Below are 19,520 nucleotides of genomic sequence, written 5' to 3' on the forward strand. Positions count from 1 at the left end.
CCGGTGTCTACCGTCGTGTCATGACCCTGCGTCGGAGCGTCGCCTCCTTGTGGATCGCCACAGTCCTCTACTGGCCGATGCAGGTGATCGTCTCGCGTTCCTGGACCACCCCGTACAGCTGGCGTGACGACGTCATCAGCGCCCTCGGTGCGGCGACGTGCACCGACTACTGCTCGCCCGATCACGTCGTCATGAACGCGACGTTCGTGGCCGTGGGCGGCGCCACCGCAGCGGGCGCGGCGCTCCTGGTACGTCCCTCGGTGGGCATCGCCCGGACGGGGTGGATCCTCGTGGCGCTCTCCGGTCTCGCGACGTGCGCCGTCGGGTTCCTCCCGATGGACGTCGCACCGGTCCCCCACACCGTCGCGGCGCAGGTGCACTTCGGCCTGCAGCTCGCCGGAATGCTGTGTGTCGCGCGATCCGTCGGTCGAGTCGCCTCGCGATTCACCTACGCCTGCAGTGCGATCGCCGTGGTGGGCGGCATCGCCTTCCTCAGCCCCGGGAAATGGGGACTGGGCTCGGGTGTCACCGAGCGGCTCGCCCTCGACACCCTGAACGTGTGGACCATCGGCATGGGCGTGCTCCTGCTGGCGCGATCCTGGAATCCAGGCCCCGGAATCCGGGGTCGATAGTCCACGATCACCGGGACACCAGTTGCGTGTCTCTGTGAGGCGGGCTGCTGCACGAGCCGCCGTGGCCGCCAGTGTGAAGACCGGCCGCCCCGTCGCACCGGAAGTACGCAGGCTCGCCGAGTCGCGCTGACCGACATACCGAGGTGCTGGTTCACTCCTTCACCGGCCCCGCCCGCGCAGAGGCCACCGCATCCCTCTCCCCGAAGCGCAGCAGCGCGATCCGCACCCGCACCCGGACCTGCACGTCCCACTCCTCCACCGCGCATCCGTCCAGCACCGCATCCATCCGGGCAGCCGACGCCGTCGCCGCCGCGCACCCCGCCTCGGACCCCGACGTCAGTGCGGCGGCACCCGCCAGCGCAGCGAGGTCCGCCGCCGACTGCGCCTGATGACGGGCCGAGACGGCGGCACCCACCGAGACCACCGCCGCGGTCACCACCACCAGCGCCGCCGTGACGAACGCTCCCAGCACAGTCGCCGAACCGCGGTCATCCACCCGTCGGCTCCGCCGTCGCCACCGCACTCGCCGACACCGTCAACCCGGGCAGCGGCGACGACGCCTCCACCCGCACCGTCACCAGATCGCCGACGCGCGACACCGTCACCCGCGCACCGGGCGGGGCCACCGCCGTCGCCGACGTCACCGCGCTCTCGTCTCCGAGCGCCGAGAGCCGGGCACCCTCCCGCGCCGCGTCGATGCACCGGATGTGCTCGGTGACGGTGACCAGCGCACCGAGGCACAACACCAGGACGGCAACGATCGACGAGATCGCCAGCGCCGCCTCGACCGTCACCGCCCCGCTGTCGCCCGTGAGACCCGAGTCCCCCGTCAGACCTGCGTCTGCAGAGCCTTGTCGATGATGGACGTCAACGCGGTCACGATGCTGTCGCCCGTCACCACCGTGTAGAGCACGGCACCGAACGCCGCCGCCGCGATGGTGCCGATGGCGTACTCGGCCGTCGACATCCCGTCGTCCTCCCGCGCCACCGTCAGGATGCGCGCGCCCACCTCGGTCAGGAACTTGCTCATGTTCTCCCCCTTCGTGTTCCGAGGAGGACGTTCCCCCTCGGCGTTCTCGGGCGGGGGTCACATCACCCCGCCGTTCAGGACGGACCCGGCAAGCCCGATCACCACGGGCACGATGCCGAGGCAGACGAACGCGGGCAGGAAGCACAGCCCCAGCGGTCCGCTCACCATCACTCCGGCGCGTTCGCCCGCGGCAGCGGCAGCATCGTCGGCCCGCACGCGCAGATCGGCTGCCGCCTCGGCGGTCGCGTCGGCCATCGAGGTTCCCGACCGCGCCGAGCGGAGGATGACGCGTGCCACCGACTCGGTGTCGGGATGCGCCGCCAGCGCCGACCAGGCCGCATCGGGATCCGCTCCGAGAGTGAGCAACTGGGCGGCGCGGCGCAGTGCCGACGCCATGGGTTCGGGCGCGACGGAGGACACCGCCGAGGATGCGCTGCCGATGTCGAGTCCCCCACGGAGACAGGCGGACAGCAGGTCCAACGCGCCCGCGGTGGCGTGGTGGTCCGTCGGCGCCACCCCCACCGATGCGGAACCGTTCGCGCCCGGCACCCGGAGCCGGGCGCGCACACCGACGGCGGGCGGGAGCGCGAGCACCGCGGCGGCGAGGAGCACGAGAGTGATCGTCACGGTGCCACCTTCGCGACGATGGCGTCGGTCCAGAGCAGCCCGGCGCAGGCGAGGGCCACTCCGACGACCAGCATGATGCCGCCGGCGCCGCCTCCGGTGAGAACCGCGAGGGGCGCTGCGCCCATGGCCTGGCCGAGCAGGACGCCGACGGCGGGCAGCGCGGCGAGGACCATCGCCGTGGCGCGCGGGCCGGCCATGGACGCCTCGATGCGCCGGGCCGAGCGTCCGCGATCGCGCAGATCGGAGCGCACCGCGTCGAGCAGTGCCGCGAGACCCAGCCCGTGCACCTCGGCCACGCGCCACACGGCACCCACCCGATCCCACGCCGGCCCGTGTCCGCCGACACGCACGGCATCCGACATCGTGCCGCCCAGTTCCGCACGGGCCGCGGCCGCGGCGAAGACGGTGCCGACCGGCCCGGGGTGCTCGCGTGCAGCGGTGCGGCAGGCCGTGGCCGGGTGGGCTCCCACGCGGAGTTCGGCCACCATCGTCTCGAGCGCCGCCGCCAGTGTGTCCCCCGCGCGGCGACGGTCCAACCGCACAGCGCCTCGGGTGCGCCGCAGGGCGACCGTTCCCAGCACGACGGCCACCGCGGCACCCACCGCGACACCGAGGCCCAGCGCTGCCGCACCTGCCGCCACGGGTATCCAGGCAGGCGCCGGCACTCGCACGGACACGAGCCAGCGTCGGCGCACCGGTCCGAGGCGCCGGCGCGCGTCCGTGCAGGGCAGCACCAGCAGAGCCGCCGCGAGACCGACCGCCGCGAGCATCACGCGGACCCCTCCCGCCGACGCAGGATCGCGGTGAGAGCGTCGAGTCCTGGACCTCGTGCCCGCGTTCGCGACCAGGCGTCGACCACGGTGCACAGCCCGCGGTCGTCCCGTTCGAGCACGCCGATGGACGACAGCACACGCTGCCCGCTCGGCGTGCGGGCGGTGTGCAGCACCACCTGCACCGCGGCGGCGAACTGGCTGTGCAACGCCGCCCGGTCCATCCCACCGAGGGCCGCCAGCGCTTCGAGTCGTGCGGGTACCTCGTCGGGCGAGTTGGCGTGCACGGTGCCCGCACCGCCGTCGTGTCCGGTGTTGAGCGCGGTGAGCAGGTCGACGACCTCGGCACCGCGGACCTCGCCCACCACGATGCGATCGGGACGCATGCGCAGGGCCTGACGCACCAGATCGCGCACTCCCACCTGGCCCACTCCCTCCACATTCGCGGGCCGGGCGACGAGCCGCACCACGTGGGGGTGCGAGGGCGCCAGTTCGGCGGCATCCTCGACACAGATGATGCGCTCGGCCGCGTCCACCTCGCCGAGGAGTGCCGCCAGCAATGTCGTCTTGCCGGTTCCTGTGCCACCGACCACGAGGAAGGCCAGGCGTCCGGACACGATGCGGCGCAACAGACCTTCGGCGCCCTCGGCGAACGCGCCGGTCGCGGCGAGCGCTGCCAGACCCTGCGTCGCGGGACGGAGCACGCGGAGCGACAGGCACGTCCCGCCCTGCGCCACCGGCGCGAGAACGGCGTGCAGTCGCACTCCGAACGACCCGGGATCGATTCCGGGCAGACGACCGTCCACCCACGGCTGCGCATCGTCGAGCCGCCGCCCGGCCGACAGCGCCAGCCGCTGGGCGAGGCGGCGCACGGCGGCCTCGTCCCCGAACCCGACGCCGGCTCGCCGCAGACCCTGTCCCCGGTCCACCCACACGTCGTCGGGTCCGGTGACCAACACGTCGGTCACGCCGGGCTCGCGCAGGACGGCGTCGAGCACGCCGGCACCGCGGAACTCGGTGTCCAGGAGATGCAGTGCGCGCAGCAGATCCGCGTCACCGAGCACGCCGCCCGCCTCGGCCCGGAGCGCCTCCGCGATGAGGGCGGGCGTCGGATCCCGGTCGGCGTCGACGAGGCGCACCCGGACGCGATCGAGCAGATCCGTCGACACCCATCCCGTCATGTCGTGGGCGCCGAGGTGAGCAGCGCCAGGACGTCGCCGGCAGCTCGCGCCAGGGGAGATCGGCGGCCGAGGACCAGTCCACGCCCGTCGAGCATCGCGGCGAGTCGACGCTCGGGGCGCACGGAGGCGAGCAGGGGAAGACCCACCACGTCGGCCACCTCCGCGGCCGTCAGTCCGGACGGCGCGGGACCGCGGACCACCACTCCCACGTTGGCCGATGTCGAGGTGATCGACCGGGCGAGACACTGCGCCGCCACGGCCGACCGCACCGTCGCCGGGACCAGCACGACCACCAGATCTGCCGCCTGCACGGACATCTCGTGAATGGGGCCTGCGCGCGGTACGTCGCACACGACGACCTCGCCCGCCGTGACTCCGGCGTCGACGACGGCGCGCCAGGCCGCTGCCGTGATGGTGTTCGTCTGCTCGCGCCGGGTCGAGAGCACCGCCAGATCGCCGCGCCCGGGCAGCGCGTGATGCAGTGCGTCGGCCGTGACGGTTCCGCCGTCGATCACCAGTTCCGGCCAGCGCAGGCCCGGTGTGCCGTCGAGTCCCGTGACGAGGTCCATCCCGCCGCCCGCCGCGTCTCCGTCCATCAACACGGTGCGCCCGGACCGGGACGCGACGACGGCCGATGCCGCGGCGAACACGGACGCACCGGCGCCGCCGCAACCGCCCACCACCGTCACGACCACACCGCCACCGACGGGGACGCGTGCGGCCGCGGACAGCAACCCCATGAGATCGGCCTCCTGCGCCGGCAGCGCGAGCACACGGGAGGTGCCGAGCCGCGACGCGCTCTGCCAGGCCTCGACGTCCGCCGGTCCGTCGGTCACGACGACGACACCGGAATGCCTCGGAAGGTGTTCCCGCACTGCTCGTTCGGCAGCTGCCGTTCCCAGCACGACGATGTCCGAGGACTGCCACAGCGCGCGGTCCGGCAGCGCGCCGAGGTGCGACGACTCCCGACCCGCGGCGGCGGCGATGCGCCGGACGCGATCGGAGAGTGCGGCGTCGGGCACGATCACCAGGAGTGCTGAATCGAGGTCGGTCACGCCGTCGATCGTGCGGCGTCCGCGGTCGGTCCGCCAGGGCGACGAGCCGAACCTGTGGACAACTCGGTACCCGGGGACGGCGCCTGCACCAGCGCGGAGAAGGTGCTACCGCACCGGAAGTAGGGGACGACCCCCGCCAGGGGGGGAGGAGGCGGGGGTCGTCGGAGTTCAGCCCCGGGGGGTCGGGCTGAACACGCCCGGTTCGAGACCGGGTAGTCGAAATCTTACACCGCCGACCACCCGCACCGACACGGACGACCGTCGGTCCGTGGCGCCGTCGAAGCAGGTGGAGACACCGTGACCCGCGATCCACCTCCGGGCACCCTTAGGCTGACGGGGTGAGCACACCCCTCCGCCCGGACGCCCCCGGCCGCGTCGCCGCGTTCTTCGATCTGGACAAGACGATCATCGCCAAGTCCTCGACGCTGGCCTTCAGCAAGCCCTTCTTCGACGGGGGTCTCATCAACCGCCGGAGCGTGCTCAAGAGCAGCTACGCGCAGTTCCTGTTCCTGGTGTCGGGCGCGGATCACGACCAGATGGAACGGATGCGCATCCACATCGCCAACATGTGTACCGGCTGGGACGTCGAGCAGGTCCGAGCCATCGTCGCCGAGACGTTGCACGACATCGTCGATCCGCTGGTCTTCGCCGAGGCTGCCGACCTCATCGCCGACCACAAGCTGCGCGGCCACGACGTCGTCATCGTCTCGGCCTCCGGCGAGGAGGTCGTGGCGCCCATCGCGGAGGCTCTGGGCGTGGACCACGACATGGGTACCCGGATGGCCGTCGAGGACGGCAAGTACACGGGCGAGCTCTCGTTCTACTGCTACGGGCCCGGCAAGGTCACCGCCATGGAGGAGTTGGCCGAGCGCGAGGGATACGACCTGTCTCGGTCCTACGCCTACTCGGACTCGATCACCGATCTGCCGATGCTCGACGCGGTCGGACATCCCACCGCGGTGAACCCGGATCGAGGCCTGCGCCGCGAGGCGTCGGCCAGGGGATGGCCGATCCTCACGTTCTCCGACCCGGTCTCGCTGCGTGCCCGGTTCCAGGCCCCGTCGTCGGGCACGGTGGCCGGCATGGCCGCCGTCTCGTTCGGCGCCCTGGCCGCGGGCGCCGCGACGTACACGCTGCTGCGTCGGCGACGCTGAATCGATCGGGTTCGCGAAACCCTTGCTGTGGCGCGAGTCACAGAGTACAAATGGTCGTACGGGAAGACGGAAGGCCAAGAGCGGGCCGGAAGAGAAGGATCGCTCTCCCAGCCGGGCTTTCCCCAGCACGACCGATCAGTACCCACGCGTAGCGCGCCGCTATGATGGCACAAGCGTTGTGGGCCTGCGAAAGTCGCGCATCAGGGATGAGAACTTCGCACTGGTTGCGGACACGAGTCCCGGGCGCACGATTTCTCGCCGAGGCCTCGCGGAGTCCGCTCCGCCGCAACCCACTCTGCACGCCTGGTAACCGACGTTCGTGCTGACGGGCGACGTCGTCGAGGTGAGAACTCGGCAGCGTCGCCCGTTTCATGCGTCAGACAGAGTTGTCCGCGATGGTGGTCGCCTCGGCTGCTCCGGCCTCGAAGGTGCCGCAGCACAACAGCACCCAGCTCCCCACGCCCTGCTCGGTGCCGCGGGCGAAACCGTCGGCGCCGGTGCGGTACGCGGCGAGCCGCTTCGCCCAACTGATCTCCGGGACACCGAGATTGTGGGGGTCGAAGCCCGTGGACACGGCCACCAGCCGCGAGGCCGCCCGGGCCACGATGCCGTCGGCCGTGCCGAACGGCTTCAGCGCCAACAGTTCTCCGTGCACCACGGCGGCCAGCACCGGGGCGGGCGCCTTCGTGGCGCCGGTCACGAGATCCGCCAGGAACGCCAGGCGGTCGGCTGCGTCCGCACGGGGTCGTCCGAGATCGTCCTGTGTCGTCGCCAGGTCCGCGGCGGCCAGGAGGTGCAGCCGCGCGAGTGCCTGCAGCGGCGCCCGCTGCCAGACGCCCACCATGATCGGCAGGGAGTCGCCGTCGAGAGCCTGGGCCACCCGCAGCGCGCCGGCGAGCAGGGGCGGAGCGGCCTCACCGTCCTCGGGCATCGCCGTGGAGGAACCCTCCATCGCGGCGGAGGCCCGCGCGGCCCGGACCGCCGCCTCGGCTGCCGTCGCCTTCCATCCGCGCCGGTTGGCCTTGTGTCGGTGCACCTCGCCCAACGCGTTCCGCGCCCGCTCGGCGGCGTCGCGCACCCCCTCGAGCTCCAGGATCGGGCCGAGGGGATCTGTGGCTGAGCTGGTCATCCGGTCAGGCTATCGGTGGTCCTACGTCGCGGCGGATCCGGCGTTCCGCTCGGCAGCCATCAACTCGGCACGCTCGCGGCGCCGGACGGCCTGCTGCTCCGGGTCCGGAACGGGCACCGCGGCGAGCAGCCGCTTCGTGTACGGGTCGGCCGGCGAGCGCAGGATGGTGTCGGTCCGATCGAACTCCACCAGCTTGCCCGCACTCATGACCGCGATGCGGCGAGCCAGCACCTCGACCACGGCGAGGTCGTGGCTGATGAACAGGCATGCGAAGCCGTACTCCCGCTGCAGCTCCTGGAAGAGCTCGAGCACCTTGGCCTGTACGGACACGTCGAGCGCGGACGTCGGCTCGTCCGCGACGAGGAGGGTGGGTTCGAGAGCCAGGGCGCGGGCGATGCCGACACGCTGGCGCTGACCACCCGACAGCTGATGCGGGTAGCGGTTGCGCATGTCCCGCGACAGGTGCACCTGATCGAGCAACTCCTCGATCTTGGTGTTGCGCTGACCACGGTCCATCTCGGTGTGCAGCAGCATCGGCTCGCCGATCGACTGGCCGATGGGCCACCGCGGGTTCAGCGACGAACCCGGATCCTGGAACACGATGCCGACCTTGCTGCGCACCGGACGCAGGTCGCGGGTCGACATCGACGTGATGTCCGTTCCGGCGATGGACAACGACCCCGAATGCAGCTTGAGCAGGCCGACGGCTGCCTTGCCGATGGTCGACTTGCCCGATCCGGACTCACCGACCAGACCGACCACCTCGCCCGGCTCGATGGTGAGGCTGACACCGTCGACCGCGCGGAAGCCACCCGAGCGACGCGAACCCGGGTACTCGATGACGGCGTCGACGAGTTCGAGCGCGTACCGCACGTCGGGGGTGTCGTCGGTGCCCGCCTGCCCGGTCCGGGAACCGAGGTGGGGCACGGAGGCCAGGAGTTCGCGGGTGTAGGCGTGATCGGGACGATGGAAGATGTCGCCGGAGGTGCCCTGCTCGACGATGTCGCCACCGCGCATGACGAGGATGCGGTCGGCCATGTCGGCGACCACGCCCATGTCGTGGGTGATGAGCAGGATCGCCGCGTCGACCCGACCGCGGAGGTCGCGCATGAGCTGCAGTATCTCGGCCTGCACGGTCACGTCGAGTGCCGTGGTCGGCTCGTCCGCGATGAGCACGGACGGCTCGGATGCCAACGCCTGGGCGATCATCGCGCGCTGGCGCTGGCCACCGGACAACTGGTGGGGGTAGTACTTGACGCGCTTCTCCGGCTCCGGCATCTCGACGAGCCGCAGCAGCTCGATGACACGGTCCTTGGCCTGCGCCTTGCTGAGCTCGCTGTGCGCGCGGATGGCCTCGGTGATCTGCCACCCGATGGTGTAGACGGGGTTCAGAGCCGTCATCGGCTCCTGGAAGATCACGGCGATGTCCTTGCCGCGCACCGAGTTCAGCTCACGTTCCTTCAGGCCGATCAGTTCGCGACCGTTGAGCGTGATGCTGCCACTCACGCGGGCGTTGTCGGCCAGCAGGCCGGGCACCGCCATGGCGGTGGTGGACTTACCCGAGCCCGATTCGCCGACGATGGCGAGGATTTCACCGCGAGCGAGGTCGAACGAGACGTTCCGTACGGCTGTACGCCACGTCTTGTCGACTTCGAAGTCGATCGTCAGATCCGAGACTCCGAGAATCGGGCCGGTCTTGTCGTCACTCATGTCCGTCAGCTCCGTTTCGGGTCGAGCGCATCTCGCAGCGCATCGCCCATGAGGATGAAGGCCAGCACGGTCACCGACAGGAACCCTGCGGGGAAGAGCACCAGGTGCGGCGAGGTGGAGATGTAGTTCTGGCCGAGGTTGATCTGCAGGCCCCACGAGATCGCCGGCAACTGCAGCCCGATACCCAGGTAGGACAGCGTGGCCTCGGCCGCGATGAACGTGCCGACGGCGATGGTCGCGTACACGAGCACGGGTGCGAGGGCGTTGGGCAGGATGTGGCGGACCAGGATGCGGAACGTGCTCGCGCCCAGTGCCTGTGCGGCCTGCACGTACTCGCTCTGCTTGATCGAGATGACCGACGAGCGGACCAGTCGCATGGCCGTCATCCACCCGAAGGCGATGAGAGCCAGCGCCACCGTGGTGACGGTCCGCTCACTGGTGACGGTGAGCAGGACCAACGCGCCGAGCAGGAGCGGGATGCCGAAGAAGATGTCGGTGAAGCGGGCGAGCAGGCTGTCGAGCACGCCGCCGAAGTACCCGGCGAGCGCGCCGATCAGGACGCCGATGATCAGCACGCCGATGACGGCGAGCAGTCCGATGGTCAGCGAGATGCGGGCGCCGTAGATGACGTTGGCGTAATAGTCGCATCCCTGCAGGTCCGTTCCGAACCAGTGCTCGGAGCTCGGCGAGAGCCGGGTGTCCGACAGGTCGCAGGCGCGCGGATCGATCCCGCGAGCGAACAGCTGGGGCACCACGGCCATCAGGACTAGCACCGCGGTGATGACGGCACCGAACCAGAAGAAAACGCTGCGCCGCAGCTTCTTCCACGCGTTACCCCACAGGCTCGCCTGGCCGACCAGCTCCTGTGCCTCACCGGTCACGACGTTGCCCGGCTCGCCCTCGGCGGCGACATGCTGTGCATCGTTGGTCATAGCGCCTACTCGTATCGAATTCGGGGATCGAGGAGCGCGTAGAGCACGTCCACGACGAGGTTGAAGAAGATGTAGAAGAAGACCATCAGCGTGACGATGCCGACGACCACCGCGCCTTCCTGACGCTGCACGGCGTCGAAGATCGCGCGTCCGAGGCCCGGCAGGTTGAACACCGACTCGGTGACGATGGCGCCGCCCAGCAACGCACCGATGTCCGCGCCGATGAACGTCACGACGGGAATCATGCTGTTGCGCAGTGCGTGACGCAGGACGATGCGCCGGTACCCCACGCCCTTGGCGCGGGCGGTGCGGATGTAGTCCGCCGCCATGGCCTCCGACACCGCGGACCGCGTGAGACGCGCGACGTACGCCATGGACAGCGACGCCAGGACCAGGCCGGGCAGCAGGTAGCTGTACCACCCATCGTTGATACCCGCGATGGGGAACAGGTCGAACTTGTAGCCGAAGAGGTACTGGGCGACGAAGCCGAAGACGAACACGGGAACCGACACCAGCAGCGTCGTCGACACCAGCACGAGGTTGTCGAAGAAGGAGTTGCGGCGCAGACCGGAGAGCACACCGGCCGCGATGCCGATGACGGCCTCGAAGACGATGGCCACGATGGTCAGCCGCACCGTCACCGGAAGACGCTGGGAGATGGTGTCGAGCACCGGGCGCCCGGCGAAGTCGGTACCGAAGTCACCCTGCAGGAGCCCGCCGACGTACTTGACGTACTGCACCAGGAACGGGTCGTCGAGGTTGTACTGCGCACGCAACTGCGCGACGACGGCCGGGGCGAGCGGGCGATCGCCCGCGAGCGCGCGGATGGGATCACCGGGAAGGGCGTACACCATCGCGAAGATCAGGAACGAGGCGCCGATCAGGACCGGGATGGTCAACAGCAATCGGCGCGTGATGAAGCGACCCACTGGGTTCTCCTCTTCGGGGTCTCACGGTTCACGCGTCGGTGGGGCGCCCTGCGTCTGCACGGCGCCCCACCGAGTCGAGAGAGAGGTCAGCTGACCGTGACGTCCGCGACCTCAATGTCACCGAACAGGTCGATCTTGACGTTGTCGACCCGCTCGCTCCACACGGCCTGGTTCAGACCGTAGAAGAGCGGAGTGGCCGGCAGGTCGCGGAACAGGATGTCCTCGGCCCGCTGGTACTCGGTCGTCGCGGCGTCGATCGACTCCGCGTTGTTGCCCTGCGAGAGGGCGGCGTCGAACTCCGGGTTGGAGTAGAAGCTGACATTCGAACCCGCCGGCGGCAGTGCTGCCGAGCTGTAGACCGGCGACAGGAAGTTGTACAGCGACGGGTAGTCCATGATCCAGCCCGAACGGAACGGACCGGTCATGCCCTGTGCGTCCTGCAGCGGAAGATACTGCGCGAACTGCAGATCGCCGCGGAGCACGTAGTCGACTCCGAGGTTGGTGCGCAGCTGGTTGCCCACGGCGGTCATCCAGGTGTCGTGTGCCGCACCGGCGTTGAACCACAGCTCCACCGGCTGCGACCTGTCGAAGCCGGCCTGGTCGAGCAGCGTGTTGGCCTGAGCGGCGTTCAGCTCGCACTTGGTGCCGCAGGCATCGTCCCGGTAGCCGTCGACGACGGGCGAACCGAAGGAGGTGGCCGGCGTGCGGGTGTTGGTGAAGATGGCCTCGGTGATGGCCTGACGGTCGATCGCCATCGAGAACGCCTCACGCACACGGGGATCCGAGAAACGCGGGTCGTAGGTCGGGAACGCGAGCGAGGTGATGTCGGGGCGAGCGCGCTCGCCGTACCGGTCACCGAACTGGTCACGTGCGGTCGCCCAGGCATCCGGCGGCAGATCCAGCATGACGTCGAGGCCGCCGGCCTGAACGTCGGTGTAGCCGGTGCTCAGCTCCGTGTAGACCTTGAACTGCACGCCCTGCGACTGTGCCGGGTTCTCACCCTTGTAGTCGTCGTACTTGGTCAGGGTGATGCCCTGTCCCTCGACGAAGTCCTCGTCGGCCTTGAACGGGCCGTTGCCGATCGGGCGACGTCCGAAGGCGTCGGGATCGGTGAAGAACGCCTCGGGCAGCGGCGAGAACGCGCTGTAGCCCAGGGTCACCGGGTAGATCGCGAAGGGCTCCTTCAGAGCCACGCGAATCGTGGTGTCGTCCACGGCCTCGAGGCCGGTCATCGTGGTCGCGGTGGGCTCAGCGCCCTCGGCGGCCTGCAGATCGTCGTAGCCCTGGACGTTCTCGAAGAAGTACGAGGCACCGAAGGCGTTGGTGCTCAGCGCGGTGTAGTTCCACGCATCGACGTAGGACTTCGCGTCGACGGGCGTGCCGTCGTGGAACGTCCAGTCCGGCTTGAGCTTGATCGTCCAGTTCTGCTGGTCGTCGGACTCGACCGACTCGGCGACGCCGGTGTACTCGACCTCGCTGCTCTCGTCGTTGTAGTTCACCAACGGCGTGAACAGGGCCTTGAGGACCTGGTTGCCCTCACTCTCGGTGGTGTTACCGGGAACGAGCGGGTTCTCGGGCTGGCCGATGTACAGGCTGTAGGTGCCCTCGGCGCTCGAGGACCCACCCCCGCCACCACACGCCGCGAGCATGCCCACGGCGGCGATGGCCACCGAGACCACCGCGATCGTCTTCTTGACTCTCAACATGTCCTCCATCGAATCCGGCACGAACAGGGTCGACTGCACGCACCGTCCGCGGGTGGTCCGCGGGTGTCGGGTGGGCCACGGGCGATGACCGGCGTGACCCGGATATTTGCTTGACTTTAGACACACTCACAAAGGTCTGTCGTGCACTCCCCCGAAATCGGAACGACCCGGGTCCGCCCCGAAATACGGACGTAACCTGACAGGACTGGACCTCACCGGTCAGACAGCCTGATGAGAGGCGATTTTCGTGTCTCGTCACCATCCATCGCTGCTGCACACCGCCCGTCGCGCAGAACGCACCTCTCGCCGCACGTCCCGGGTCGCAGCCCTCTGCAACGGTGCGGCGCCGGTCACACGTGACTACCCTCACAGTCGCGACACACCGAACCGACACACCAGCTTTTCCGAGAGGGGCCAGGTACCACGATGACCGAGACCGTGACCGACGACGGCGCGACCAGGGACACGGAATCGGAGCACCCGGTGTCCTATCCCCCGAGTGACGACTTCGTCGCGCAGGCCAACGCCGGATCCGAGCTCTACCAGGCGGCGAAGGACGATCGCCTCGCGTTCTGGGCCGAGCAGGCGAACCGGTTGCACTGGCACACGCCGTTCGAGCAGGTGCTCGACTGGTCGGACGCCCCCGTCGCGAAGTGGTTCGTCGGCGGTGAACTGAACGTCGCCTACAACTGCGTCGACCGGCACGTGGTCGAGGGCCGCGGCGACCAGGTGGCGATCCACTGGGAGGGCGAGCCCGGGGACAGCCGCGAGATCACCTACTCCGACCTCCTCGCCGAGGTCAGCCGCGCCGCGAACGCCTTCACCGATCTCGGGCTCGTCTCGGGTGACCGCGTCGCCATCTACATGCCCATGGTCCCCGAGGCCATCGTCTCGATGCTCGCGTGCGCCCGCCTCGGACTGACCCACAGCGTCGTCTTCGCAGGCTTCTCGTCCTCCGCACTGCGCTCGCGCATCGACGACGCCGAGGCCAAGCTCGTCGTCACCACCGACGGCCAGTGGCGCCGCGGCAAGGCCGCGCCGCTCAAGGACTCGGTCGACGAGGCCGTGGACGGCGCCGCGTCGATCGAGCACGTCCTGGTGGTGAAGCGCACCGACATCGACGTGCAGTGGACCGAGGGCCGCGACCTCTGGTGGCACGACACCGTCGGATCCGCCTCCCCCGAGCACGAGGCGCAGGCGTTCGACTCCGAGCACCCACTCTTCATCCTCTACACCTCGGGAACCACCGGTAAGCCGAAGGGCATCATCCACACCTCCGGCGGCTACCTGACGCAGACCGCCTACACGCACCACTACGTCTTCGACCACAAGCAGGGCAAGGACGTCTACTGGTGCACGGCCGACATCGGCTGGGTCACCGGGCACAGCTACATCGTCTACGGCCCGCTGGCCAACGGCGCCACGCAGGTGGTCTACGAGGGCACGCCCAACTCTCCCGACGAGCACCGGCACTGGAACATCGTCGAGAAGTACGGCGTCACCATCTACTACACGGCGCCCACGCTCGTGCGCACGTTCATGAAGTGGGGACGACAGATCCCCGACGCACACGACCTCTCCTCGATCCGCCTGCTCGGCAGCGTCGGCGAACCCATCAACCCCGAGGCGTGGCGCTGGTTCCGCGACGTCATCGGCGCCGGCAGCGCTCCGATCGTCGACACCTGGTGGCAGACCGAGACCGGCGCGATCATGGTCTCGCCGCTGCCCGGCGTCACCGCCACCAAGCCGGGATCGGCCCAGACACCGCTCCCCGGCATCTCGGCCGCCATCGTGGACGACGACGCGAAGATGCTCGGGCCCGGCGGCAACGGGTACCTCGTACTCGACGAGCCGTGGCCGTCGATGCTGCGTGGCATCTGGGGCGACATGGAGCGCTACAAGGACACCTACTGGTCCCGCTACGCCACCGAGGGTTGGTACTTCGCCGGTGACGGTGCGCGCTTCGACGACGACGGCGACCTCTGGGTCCTCGGACGCGTCGACGACGTCATGAACGTCTCCGGTCACCGCATCTCCACCTCCGAGGTGGAGTCGGCTCTGGTGACCCACCCCGGCGTCGCCGAGGCAGCCGTCGTGGGCGCGGCGGACGAGACCACCGGCCAGGGCATCGTCGCCTTCGTCATCCTGCGCGAGGGCATCGAGAACACCGGCGACGCGCTGATCGCCGAGCTGAAGGCTCAGGTGTCGAAGGAGATCTCGCCGATCGCCAAGCCGCGACAGATCACGGTGGTCCCGGAGCTCCCCAAGACGCGCAGCGGAAAGATCATGCGCCGCCTGCTCCGCGACGTCGCCGAGGGCCGGGATCTGGGCGACACCTCGACCCTCGTCGATCCCGCCGTCTTCGACGCGATCGCCAAGGCCGGCCAGAAGTAACCACGCGTCACGCAGAGAGAGGGGCTCGTGCACCGAGTGCACGAGCCCCTCTCTGCTGTCGGCAGTCCGTCAGGACACGGTGTCGAGATCGCGTCCGCGCGTCTCCTTCATGACGACGAGTGCGAACAGCGTCAGTGCCGCGGCGACGGCCAGGTACACGCCCACCCACGCGACACCGTAGGAGTTCACCAGCCAGGTCGCGATGAACGGCGCCACGGCCGCTCCCAGGATGCTGGCCGTGTTGTAGGAAATACCCGATCCGGTGTAGCGCACGTTGGTCGGGAACAGCTCCGGCAGAACAGCACTCATCGGTCCGAAGGTCAGACCCATCAGCGCCAGGCCGACGCACATGAACAGCAGCATGCGACTCTCGGTGGCGGACTCGGGAGCAGCGAACCACTTGAACGACAGGCCGAACAGGATGATCGCGGTCGTGATGACGATCAGTGTGATGCGGCGGCCGAACCGATCCGCGAGCCAGCCGGAGACCGGGACGAACGCGGCGAAGAACAACACCGAGATGAGCTGCAGGCCCAGGAAGTCCGTGTAGGCGATGGTCACGGCGACACCGCTGTGATCGACCACCTTGCCGGTGCCGTAGCTGACCACCCACGTCGTCATGACGTAGAACAGCGTGTACGTCGCGAGCATGACGAACGTGCCGAGGATCAGCGGACGCCAACTGGTCTTGAAGACCTCCGCCACCGGTGTCTTGACGCGCTGGCCGTTGGCCACGGCGCGCTTGAACACCGGTGTCTCCTCGAGCTTGAGTCGCACGTAGAGGCCGATGATCACCATGATCGCGCTCAGCAGGAAGGGCACACGCCATCCCCACGTGAGGAAGGCGTGGTCCGATCCGGACGTCTTGGAGTCGTAGTCCATCGACAACGTCAGGATGAGGAAGATCCCGTTGGCCATCAGGAAGCCGATAGGGGCACCGAGCTGCGGCCACATCGCGGCCCAGGCCCGCTTGCCCTCCTTCGCGGTCTCGGTGGCGAGCAGTGCAGCGCCCGACCACTCGCCGCCCAGGCCGACACCCTGCGTGAAACGCATGAGCGCCAACAACATCGGGGCGATGATGCCCACGCTGTCGTACGTCGGCAGCAGTCCGATGAGGAAGGTCGCGACGCCCATGGTGAGCAGGGACCCGACCAGGGTCGCCTTCCGGCCGATGCGGTCACCGAAGTGTCCGAACAGCACCGAACCGATGGGCCGCGCGACGAAGGCGAGGCCGAACGTCGCGAACGACGCGAGCAGGGCCGTCGTGTCGTTGCCCGCGGGGAAGAACAGCCGGGGGAAGACGAGGACGGCGGCGGTGGCATAGATGTAGAAGTCGAAGAACTCGATGGAGGTTCCGACCATCGAGGCGATCACGATGCGACTGCGAGGTACGCCGTCCACTGCATCGAGATCGGAGTCCGGACCGGCGATGTTCGAACCGTCGGGGTTCGGAACGCGGTCCGCGGAAGTGCTTGTCACGGGTTTCTCCTGTTGGGAGGCGGGTTCGTCAGCAGGAAGTTACCCGACGCATCGTGACGTGAGGGCCGATACCGGCCACTCGGTTCGTGAGTGCTCACCACGCGGGGACCGACGTCCGGCGGGACCGGCCCCGTCCGGCGGCGATAGTGTGAGCCCCGAACGGGTAAGGACATAGGGTTGGCCGGTATCGCCGGACGATCACTGTCGAGCGCGACGAACATCTTCGAAGGGACTTGCACGTGAGCAGCAGCCGAGGCACCGACACGAGCGGTCGGACGACCGCTCCGGCCAGTATCTCCTCGATCCCGCTGACGGACGTCGACAGTCGCAGCAACCCCGCCACGGCCAGCATCGGCACCCTGGTCAAGGACGCGACGACACAGGTCTCCACGTTGGTCCGCGCCGAGGTCGAACTGGCCAAGGCCGAGGTGACCGGCGAGATCAAGAAGGGCCTGCAGGGCAGCGTCCTCTTCATCCTCGCGCTCGCGGTCCTGATCTTCAGCTCGTTCTTCTTCTTCTTCTTCCTCGCCGAGCTGCTCAACGTGTGGGTCACGCGGTGGCTCGCGTTCCTCATCGTCTTCCTGATCATGGTGGTCATCACGGCGCTGCTCGCGTTCCTCGGCTACCTCCGGGTGAAGAAGCTGCGCAAGCCCGAGAAGACCATCGACTCGCTGAAGGCGGCCTCCTCGGTGCTGCCGGGCCAGGGCGACGGCGCATCGCCGAAGAAGCAGCTGGACGCGCTCGACGTGCGCGCCCCGCTCTCGCGCTGACACCGCGCCCGCGTACCGACGACAGTGGCCGCACCCGACCCGTCGACCGTCCGATATCCCGGCCCGTGGCAGCACCGCGACATCCGCGCCAACGGCATCCGGTTCCACATCGCCGAGGCGGACACCTCGGCGTCCGCCGACCCGGGACGCCCTGATCCGAGTCGGCCGGCGCCGCTGGTCGTTCTCGTCCACGGCTTCGCCGACCTCTGGTGGTCGTGGCGCCACCAGCTGACCGCTCTCGGCGCCGCCGGCTATCACGCCGTGGCAGTGGATCTGCGGGGCTACGGCGACAGCGACAAGCCGCCTCGCGGCTACGACGGCTGGACCCTCGCCGGTGATATCTCCGGCCTCGTCCGCGCGCTCGGACACTCCGAGGCGGATCTGGTCGGGCACGCCGACGGCGGACTCGTGTGCTGGGCGACCGCAGCGCTGCACCCTCGCGCTGTTCGCTCGATCTCGCTGCTCGCCTCACCGCATCCGATCTCGTTGCGACGGGCCGCGATCCGGGACTCGGCGCAACGCGCGGCGCTGCTGCCGTCGTTCCTGCGCTACCAGGTTCCGCTCGCACCCGAAAAGACGCTCGTCGCCGACGACGGTGCCGAGGTGGAGCGACTCGTCCGTGCCCGGTCGTCCGCGCAGTGGCAGTCGTCCACGGAGTTCGGCGACGTCGTGTCGAGGATGCGGTCGGCCGTCCGCATCCCCGGTGTCGCACACAGCACGTTGGAGTATCAGCGCTGGGCGTTCCGCAGCCAGTTCCGTTCCGACGGTCGCCGCTTCCGCGCCGCGATCGACCGGACCGTCGATCTACCGGCGCTGCAGATCCTGGGATCTGCCGACCCGTACGTCCTGCCGACAACGGCGCGCCGCGACTCCCACTGGGCACCGCAGCTCGTGGAGCATCGCGTGACGGGATCGGGGCACTACGTGCACCAGGAACGCCCGGACGAGGTCACCGACGTTCTCCTGCGCCATCTTCGAGCGAGCGGTCAGCCCCTGTAGGGGTCGACGAGGGTGCTCTCGATGATCGCCTCGAGACCGACACGGACGCGTCCCGACGGAGGCGGTGTCCCGCGCCCGAACAACCGCACCACAGCGGCCACCGACGCGCCGCCCAGCGCCACGTCACTCCCCAACTGCGGCCACGTCGACAACGTCGTACCGATGTCCGGCAACGATGCCGCCATGCGCGGCGTGATGCGCTCCATCTCGAGGATGCGCCCCGCCAGTGGCGCCTTCTCCCGCGGCGTCATCCCCGCGACCGCCGCGGCGTCGACGTCGCCGAGCAACCCGTGGAAGTACGGTCGGTCGGGCTCGAGGTCGTAGCGCTCGATGTCGAGCACGCCCCCGTCGCTGGTCTCCATGATCACGGGAATCCCGCGGCGACGGCACTCCTGCCGCACCAACACCTTCGCGTCGATCGAGTCGCACTCCTCGACGACGATGTCGAGGTCGGCGAGAAAGGCGTCCGTGGTCGCCTCGTCGATCCCGGTCGGGAACGTCGTCACCTCGAGGTACGGATCCAGTTCGGCGATGCGGCGAGCCGCCAGCACCGCCTTGTTGACGCCGAGGTCGAACACCGACGCGGGCACACGGTTGAGGTTCGACAGGTCCAGATCGTCGAAGTCGGCCAACCGGAGCTCGCCGCACAGCCCTTCGAGAGCGAGGGTGTGCGCCACCGCGTGGCCGACGCTCAGACCCACGACGCCGACGCGCAGGCGCCGCGCTGCATTCTGCTCGTCCACGGTGATCTTGTTGCGGTTCCGGTCCAGGCGCAGCAACCGGAACCCGCGCGGACCGAGCACCCGCACGAGCGAGCGACGCCAGGGGTAGTGCACCCACCGGGTCGGCTCGTCCAGCAGCTCGGACGACGGAGTGGGCAGCAGTGCGTCGAGCGACTGGAGCTGCTCGGCGGTGGTGTCCAGGATCGCGTCGTCCCCGATCTCGGACATCAGTCGATCGAGAACCTCGTGATCGCCGAGGTCGGTCGGGTCCAGGACGCGATGCTCGCGCATGCTCACTCCT

Annotated in this window: 19 protein-coding genes; 5 read left to right on the forward strand and 14 right to left on the reverse strand. The window is 69.2% G+C overall.

Going from position 1 to position 19,520, the window contains the following annotated elements:
• The first annotated feature begins 20 nt into the window (after nucleotides 1-20).
• Nucleotides 21-632 (forward strand): DUF998 domain-containing protein, encoded by a 612-nt coding sequence (locus tag J4E04_RS21050; protein WP_222633343.1) that lies wholly within the window; start codon nucleotides 21-23, stop codon nucleotides 630-632.
• 151 nt (nucleotides 633-783) lie between these two features.
• Here the strand turns inward: J4E04_RS21050 and J4E04_RS21055 are convergent, their stop codons facing one another.
• From J4E04_RS21055 to ssd, 7 genes are read right to left on the reverse strand one after another with little or no spacing between them, the layout of a single operon-like run.
• Entirely contained in the window at nucleotides 784-1,128 is a 345-nt protein-coding gene (locus tag J4E04_RS21055) for an Rv3654c family TadE-like protein (RefSeq protein WP_222633342.1), read from the reverse strand.
• The gene (locus J4E04_RS21060; RefSeq protein WP_285187117.1) at nucleotides 1,121-1,426 is read right to left on the reverse strand and encodes a TadE family type IV pilus minor pilin; all 306 of its coding nucleotides are present in this window, start codon (nucleotides 1,424-1,426) and stop codon (nucleotides 1,121-1,123) included. Before J4E04_RS21060 ends, J4E04_RS21055 begins: the two co-directional genes overlap by 8 nt.
• Nucleotides 1,427-1,461: 35 nt before the next feature.
• Entirely contained in the window at nucleotides 1,462-1,662 is a 201-nt protein-coding gene (locus J4E04_RS21065) for a DUF4244 domain-containing protein (RefSeq protein ID WP_222633341.1), read from the reverse strand.
• Nucleotides 1,663-1,719: 57 nt separating this feature from the next.
• The gene (locus J4E04_RS21070) at nucleotides 1,720-2,289 is read right to left on the reverse strand and encodes a type II secretion system F family protein (protein ID WP_027506706.1); all 570 of its coding nucleotides are present in this window, start codon (nucleotides 2,287-2,289) and stop codon (nucleotides 1,720-1,722) included.
• Nucleotides 2,286-3,059 (reverse strand): type II secretion system F family protein, encoded by a 774-nt coding sequence (locus J4E04_RS21075; RefSeq protein WP_490150590.1) that lies wholly within the window; start codon nucleotides 3,057-3,059, stop codon nucleotides 2,286-2,288. Before J4E04_RS21075 ends, J4E04_RS21070 begins: the two co-directional genes overlap by 4 nt.
• Nucleotides 3,059-4,240: a TadA family conjugal transfer-associated ATPase gene (locus J4E04_RS21080; RefSeq protein WP_222638938.1), complete on the reverse strand. Its 1,182-nt coding sequence runs from the start codon at nucleotides 4,238-4,240 to the stop codon at nucleotides 3,059-3,061. Before J4E04_RS21080 ends, J4E04_RS21075 begins: the two co-directional genes overlap by 1 nt.
• On the reverse strand, nucleotides 4,237-5,295 hold the full coding sequence (ssd, locus tag J4E04_RS21085; protein WP_490149566.1) for a septum site-determining protein Ssd: 1,059 nt from the start codon (nucleotides 5,293-5,295) through the stop codon (nucleotides 4,237-4,239). The genes J4E04_RS21080 and ssd overlap by 4 nt, the downstream gene beginning before the upstream one ends.
• 338 nt (nucleotides 5,296-5,633) lie before the next feature.
• Between ssd and J4E04_RS21090 the strand changes: the two genes are divergently transcribed.
• The gene (locus J4E04_RS21090; RefSeq protein WP_027506702.1) at nucleotides 5,634-6,449 is read left to right on the forward strand and encodes an HAD-IB family hydrolase; all 816 of its coding nucleotides are present in this window, start codon (nucleotides 5,634-5,636) and stop codon (nucleotides 6,447-6,449) included.
• A 376-nt stretch (nucleotides 6,450-6,825) separates the two neighbouring features.
• Here J4E04_RS21090 and J4E04_RS21095 read toward each other — a convergent pair whose 3' ends face one another.
• The 5 genes from J4E04_RS21095 to J4E04_RS21115 form a co-directional block, all read right to left on the reverse strand.
• Nucleotides 6,826-7,578 carry a hypothetical protein gene (locus J4E04_RS21095; RefSeq protein WP_056443385.1) on the reverse strand — a complete coding sequence of 251 codons (753 nt, stop codon included), beginning with the start codon at nucleotides 7,576-7,578 and terminating at the stop codon, nucleotides 6,826-6,828.
• A gap of 21 nt (nucleotides 7,579-7,599) precedes the next feature.
• Nucleotides 7,600-9,288: an ABC transporter ATP-binding protein gene (locus J4E04_RS21100; RefSeq protein ID WP_490149567.1), complete on the reverse strand. Its 1,689-nt coding sequence runs from the start codon at nucleotides 9,286-9,288 to the stop codon at nucleotides 7,600-7,602.
• Between the two features lie 5 nt (nucleotides 9,289-9,293).
• Nucleotides 9,294-10,220, reverse strand: a complete 927-nt coding sequence (locus J4E04_RS21105; protein WP_051613564.1) for an ABC transporter permease — start codon at nucleotides 10,218-10,220, stop codon at nucleotides 9,294-9,296.
• Nucleotides 10,221-10,225: 5 nt separating this feature from the next.
• Entirely contained in the window at nucleotides 10,226-11,149 is a 924-nt protein-coding gene (locus J4E04_RS21110) for an ABC transporter permease (protein ID WP_027506699.1), read from the reverse strand.
• A gap of 86 nt (nucleotides 11,150-11,235) precedes the next feature.
• A complete protein-coding gene (locus J4E04_RS21115; RefSeq protein ID WP_027506698.1) occupies nucleotides 11,236-12,852 on the reverse strand; it encodes a peptide ABC transporter substrate-binding protein in 1,617 nt (538 codons plus the stop codon).
• Nucleotides 12,853-13,281: 429 nt separating this feature from the next.
• Between J4E04_RS21115 and acs the strand changes: the two genes are divergently transcribed.
• Entirely contained in the window at nucleotides 13,282-15,249 is a 1,968-nt protein-coding gene (gene acs, locus J4E04_RS21120; RefSeq protein WP_307096603.1) for an acetate--CoA ligase, read from the forward strand.
• Nucleotides 15,250-15,318: 69 nt separating this feature from the next.
• Here acs and J4E04_RS21125 read toward each other — a convergent pair whose 3' ends face one another.
• Complete coding sequence (locus J4E04_RS21125) at nucleotides 15,319-16,611, reverse strand: MFS transporter (protein WP_222628740.1); 1,293 nt, start codon at nucleotides 16,609-16,611, stop codon at nucleotides 15,319-15,321.
• Nucleotides 16,612-16,967: 356 nt separating this feature from the next.
• Here J4E04_RS21125 and J4E04_RS21130 point away from each other — a divergent pair, with 356 nt between their 5' ends.
• Together J4E04_RS21130 and J4E04_RS21135 are read left to right on the forward strand one after the other, a co-directional pair.
• Entirely contained in the window at nucleotides 16,968-17,498 is a 531-nt protein-coding gene (locus J4E04_RS21130; RefSeq protein ID WP_056443376.1) for a phage holin family protein, read from the forward strand.
• A 24-nt stretch (nucleotides 17,499-17,522) separates the two neighbouring features.
• Entirely contained in the window at nucleotides 17,523-18,497 is a 975-nt protein-coding gene (locus J4E04_RS21135) for an alpha/beta fold hydrolase (protein WP_222638941.1), read from the forward strand.
• Here the strand turns inward: J4E04_RS21135 and J4E04_RS21140 are convergent.
• A complete protein-coding gene (locus J4E04_RS21140) occupies nucleotides 18,485-19,510 on the reverse strand; it encodes an Rv1355c family protein (protein WP_328810852.1) in 1,026 nt (341 codons plus the stop codon). The genes J4E04_RS21135 and J4E04_RS21140 overlap by 13 nt on opposite strands.
• Nucleotides 19,511-19,520: the final 10 nt, after the last annotated feature.

It is taken from the genome of Rhodococcus sp. NFXS4 (genome assembly GCF_058139645.1).

Excerpts from the sequence above, each read along its gene's own strand:
- J4E04_RS21105 (WP_051613564.1), bottom strand. The coding sequence starts at position 10,220 with ATGACCAACGATGCACAGCATGTCGCCGCCGAGGGCGAGCCGGGCAAC.
- J4E04_RS21100 (WP_490149567.1), bottom strand. The coding sequence starts at position 9,288 with ATGAGTGACGACAAGACCGGCCCGATTCTCGGAGTCTCGGATCTGACG.
- J4E04_RS21065 (WP_222633341.1), bottom strand. The coding sequence starts at position 1,662 with ATGAGCAAGTTCCTGACCGAGGTGGGCGCGCGCATCCTGACGGTGGCG.
- acs (WP_307096603.1), top strand. The coding sequence starts at position 13,282 with ATGACCGAGACCGTGACCGACGACGGCGCGACCAGGGACACGGAATCG.
- J4E04_RS21080 (WP_222638938.1), bottom strand. The coding sequence starts at position 4,240 with ATGACGGGATGGGTGTCGACGGATCTGCTCGATCGCGTCCGGGTGCGC.
- J4E04_RS21095 (WP_056443385.1), bottom strand. The coding sequence starts at position 7,578 with ATGACCAGCTCAGCCACAGATCCCCTCGGCCCGATCCTGGAGCTCGAG.
- J4E04_RS21125 (WP_222628740.1), bottom strand. The coding sequence starts at position 16,611 with ATGGTCGGAACCTCCATCGAGTTCTTCGACTTCTACATCTATGCCACC.
- J4E04_RS21140 (WP_328810852.1), bottom strand. The coding sequence starts at position 19,510 with ATGCGCGAGCATCGCGTCCTGGACCCGACCGACCTCGGCGATCACGAG.
- J4E04_RS21075 (WP_490150590.1), bottom strand. The coding sequence starts at position 3,059 with ATGCTCGCGGCGGTCGGTCTCGCGGCGGCTCTGCTGGTGCTGCCCTGC.
- J4E04_RS21050 (WP_222633343.1), top strand. The coding sequence starts at position 21 with ATGACCCTGCGTCGGAGCGTCGCCTCCTTGTGGATCGCCACAGTCCTC.